This window comes from Collinsella aerofaciens (assembly GCF_015561195.1).
Classification (GTDB): domain Bacteria; phylum Actinomycetota; class Coriobacteriia; order Coriobacteriales; family Coriobacteriaceae; genus Collinsella; species Collinsella aerofaciens_AC.
In genome coordinates this window covers 1-4,099 of record NZ_JADMSU010000020.1, presented here as the reverse complement: position 1 = coordinate 4,099, position 4,099 = coordinate 1, and the positions used below count along the sequence as shown (strand labels likewise).

Annotated in this window: 2 protein-coding genes and 3 tRNA genes; all 5 read left to right on the top strand. The window is 55.9% G+C overall.

What is annotated here, in order from left to right:
* The first annotated feature begins 518 nt into the window (after positions 1-518).
* The 5 genes from I2H81_RS10245 (at position 519) to I2H81_RS10225 (ending at position 4,097) form a co-directional block, all read left to right on the top strand.
* Positions 519-608, top strand: a tRNA-Leu gene (locus I2H81_RS10245).
* Positions 609-667: 59 nt separating this feature from the next.
* The gene (locus I2H81_RS10240) at positions 668-3,013 is read left to right on the top strand and encodes a GAF domain-containing SpoIIE family protein phosphatase (protein WP_195645448.1); all 2,346 of its coding nucleotides are present in this window, start codon (positions 668-670) and stop codon (positions 3,011-3,013) included.
* A 78-nt stretch (positions 3,014-3,091) separates the two neighbouring features.
* A complete protein-coding gene (locus tag I2H81_RS10235; RefSeq protein ID WP_055286928.1) occupies positions 3,092-3,838 on the top strand; it encodes an anti-sigma factor antagonist in 747 nt (248 codons plus the stop codon).
* Between the two features lie 105 nt (positions 3,839-3,943).
* Positions 3,944-4,019, top strand: a tRNA-Gly gene (locus I2H81_RS10230).
* A gap of 3 nt (positions 4,020-4,022) precedes the next feature.
* A tRNA-Val gene (locus I2H81_RS10225) sits at positions 4,023-4,097 on the top strand.
* Positions 4,098-4,099 lie beyond the last annotated feature (2 nt).

Sequence of the window (4,099 nt, the reverse complement as noted above, 5' to 3'; positions counted from 1 at the left end):
CACTTCGTGCGGCGAGGGCTTCTTGCGTCCTGCGGAATGTTCTGAAAGGACACTCCAGCACGGGCCCTACGTTAACTCGGCTGAGGGGAGTGCGATTCCTTGATCGCTCACTTAATCTAATAGGAAAGTTAGTGAGGCCGGAGCTTTAGCTCCGGCCTCCTTATATAAGGGCTCGGCAAAGCCGAGCCACTAAATTTTGTATCAGCCCCAGAACATATTTGAGAACTGTGCCCGGAGTACATACTCCTAGGGCAGGAATGAGGTTGCTTTCCAACGCATTCCGCAGGGGGCGGCATTGTTTTGTAGCGCGAAGCGCGAATCAAAATAATGCCGCATGCCCGAGGACGCGTTGGAAAGCAACCTCATTCCTGCCCGAACAGGTCCGTCTACCAGCGCATTTACAAATTCGTAAACTTTTTTCAAAAAAGTGCTTGCACAGTTCTTGAATCATAGGTTATTATCTTCCTCGTTGAACGCGCGGGTCGAACAAAACAAACCGCGAATCAACAACATAGCATGTCGGAGTGGCGGAATTGGCAGACGCGCTAGCTTGAGGTGCTAGTGACCGCTTTTTGGTCATGCGGGTTCAAGTCCCGCCTCCGACACCATCGCATTTGAGAAGCCTCTTCGGAGGCTTTTTTGTTACCGATAGACGGTGGGGTCCACGATGGAAACGCTTGAACGCAACGAGTGGGCAGACGTTGCCCAACTAGTCGAGATCACGAGCGATGCTGTCATCATCTGCGAGCTCGACGGAACCATTCTGCATGTGAATAATCGCTTACTTGGTTTGATGTGCGAGGAACGCGCCGACGTCATCGGTGGAGATGTTAAAGACGTCCTGTACTCGTCCGCTTTTGAACGTGCGACGGAACATCGTCTGCCATTTGAAACTGATGGCTCCGAGAACGAACTGATGCTCAAGCTGAGTGACGGCTCTTTTATTCCCGTCTTGGTTCGTGCGGGCTCCGTAACGCCTCCACGCATCTTTGGGCGCCGCGCACCACGTGTCCTGGTGGCGCTTCACAGTATCGAGGAACAGTATTCTCACGACCGTCAGCTCAAGCGTGCGTTATCGGAGCTTAGAGTGGCGAACAAGCGTCTCTCTGGGACGCTCTCGGTCATTATGAGCACTGTGGGCTCCGATGAGTTACCCAGCCTGCTTGATACCGTTTTGAACCAGCTTGTAGGAACGCTCGATGCTTCGGGTGCCGCTATCTATTTTTCTGAGAGCGGCGGCTTTAAGCTTCGCGGTGTTTCCAAGGAGCTGTACGACAGCTACCTGCCCGAGTTTTTGCCGTATGGCGCTGGCATTCCGACGTATGTTCTTCGCGAGTCGCGTGCCTGTCGCTTGTCGATTCAACAGGGCCTTGAGGGCGATAAGGCCGCCTCCGGTATGTTCATGGACCTGGATAATCGTTCTAAGCACCTGTTGCGCATGCAGGATATGCCTCCGTACCGCAGTGAAATCTGTCTTCCCGTTTTTTACGGTACGCAGATCCTTGGCGTGCTGGAAGTTGGTTGGAAACGCCCCCAGGCACCGCTTGCCTATGACGTTAATGTGCTCGAGGTCATTTGCGATTACCTGTCTATCCAGCTGGTCGGCATGGCATCGAGCCTTCGCTCCCGTCGCACGGCCGAGCTTGGCCGCTCGCTCAATGTCTTACGTGATGAGTTGTTTACCTTTCTAGACGATTCCGCCGCGGCTACCCAGGCGGTATCGTCCGAGATCTGCAATATGCTCAACTGCCATTTTTGCCCTGTTGAGTATGACGCCAGTCTGGATTCCTACGTCATAGATTTTGAAGGCGGCAGTCGCGTTGCTTTGCCGGACGATCCCGAGAAGCTTTTCTTTTCCACGACGGCGCCAGCGGCACGTTTGGGGGCTGCCCCCGATGGCTTTGAGGCATCTGTTTTGGGCGGCACGAGTGCCGAGGACCTTAAACACGTCCGTATAACTCGCGTTGACGAATCGATGCCTATGGGAGGCTGGCTTAGGGCACATGGCCTGCCTTGCCAGGGTCTCTACGTCGACGCCGGCATCGAGGCGGGGCGCCCGCGCTCTGAGGGCGATGGCAAGCACAGTAACGACGCGATCGTTCCTGCTTCTGTTGCGAAGGGCCCGACGACGCGCGCGCTGCTGCTTCGTGATGGTAGCCAAGAGCCGATTGATGACCTTGAATATGACTACTTGGTGCACTTGGCTCATGACTTTGAACTGATCTATGAAGGCGAATCTCAAAAGCGTGAGGAGCGCCATATCGCTCAGACCCTCCAGATTGGCATGAGAAATTCACTGGGGGATGTTCCGGGTATCGCAACCGATTCGGTGTACCTGTCGGCCACGAACTCGGCGTTAGTCGGCGGCGATTTCTATACGCTCATCCGTCTTCCCGACGATTGCGCCGTCATGATTCTGGGCGATGTGTCTGGCAAAGGCATTGAGGCTGCATCGATGTCCGCGCTCGTCAAGACGGCCCTGACGGCATATGCCTGGGAGGGCGCTGGACCGGCCCGCATGGCACGCTCCCTTAACAGCATGCTCATGGGCTTTTCGAGGGTCGAGACGTTCGTGACGGCCTTTATCGCCAAGATTGACCTTAAAGCCGGACGCGCAACGTATTGTTCGGCGGGCCATCCTCCGACCATGGTCATCAGGCCAGAGTCGATGCCGCTGGGTGGCGGCGAGGCCCGTGGGGGAGAGGTCGAGCTACTTGGATGCCAATCGGGGGTAATCGGTGCCTTTGAGAGCATGGTGTACGAGACGGGCGTGTTTACGTTCGCTCCTGGTGACATGCTATTTATGTACACCGACGGAACAATCGAAGCACGTGACCGCTCGGGTGCTTTCTTTGGCGAGCAGCGCCTTCGTGACCTTCTGCTCTCTGTCTCGGGTGAGGGCGTATCGGGAATCTGCGGCAAGGTCTTGGGCGAGCTCGACCGATTTACCGAATCGGCGCTGGACGATGACATTGCATTGGTGTCCCTTGAGTTTTTACGGGGTCGTTCATAGACGACGCTGGGCGGGCTGAATCCGTACGGTTGGGGAAACGAATGCATCGAGTGGGCTTTTTTGGGGAACCATGGTCGTATGAATGAGTGGAATGACATAGCGGTTTTGACGCCACCAGGCGATATCGACATCGCCACGGTGCCTGCGCTGCGTCGGCGGTTGGATGCTTTGATTGGCCGCGGCGTGCGTCGTGTCGTCATCAACTGTCAGGCTGTTAGCTTTATCGATTCGACGGGCTTGGCATTCCTTCTTACGCGCGCTCGTGAGCTCATGAGGCGAGAAGGCCTGCTTTCGCTCGTCAATGCATCAGGTGAAGTTGTTCGCTTTTTGGAGATTGCTCGTCTTGTCGATATTCTTCATGTCGCGGGGCCGGCACGGGAGTCTATTCCCGCCATTCCGGTGGGGGAGCTGCCTCGCTGGAGTAAGAGCGTCGAGGTCCGTCAGGGTATCGAAAATCTTCCATACTACCGACATCGCATCGCCGAACTCCTTGAATCGCTTCCGTTGCGCCGTGACGAGCGCTACGATGTCGCATTGGCGTCGGGGGAGGCGCTGGGTAATGCCTATGACCATGCGGGCGGTATCGGGTGCGTCCTGACGGTTCAGGCCTATGGCGATCGCGTTGTGGTTGAGGTGCTTGATCGAGGTGCCGGCTATTCTATCGATGAAACGAGCGAACCGGTCGCATCAGAGGAGCGCGGCCGTGGTATCAAGCTTATGCGTATGCTCGTCGATAACGTGGAGGTTGCTCGTCGTACGGACGGCGCCGGCACGCGCGTGCAGATGGTGAAGCTGTTTAGCGGAGCGCTGGAATCGTGTGCCTAGCCAATCGCTTTAGCGCGTTTAGCTACTAAGAACATGCGGCAGACAAGTTTTTTGAAAAAAGTACTTGCGTCTTTTGGACAACTCGCGTAAATTAATAACCCGCAAGCGGACATGGCTCAGTTGGTAGAGCACAACCTTGCCAAGGTTGGGGTCGCGGGTTCGAGCCCCGTTGTCCGCTCCATTTGGGCGTTTAGCTCAGGGGGAGAGCGCTTCCCTGACACGGAAGAGGTCAGAAGTTCAAATCTTCTAACGCCCACCAAA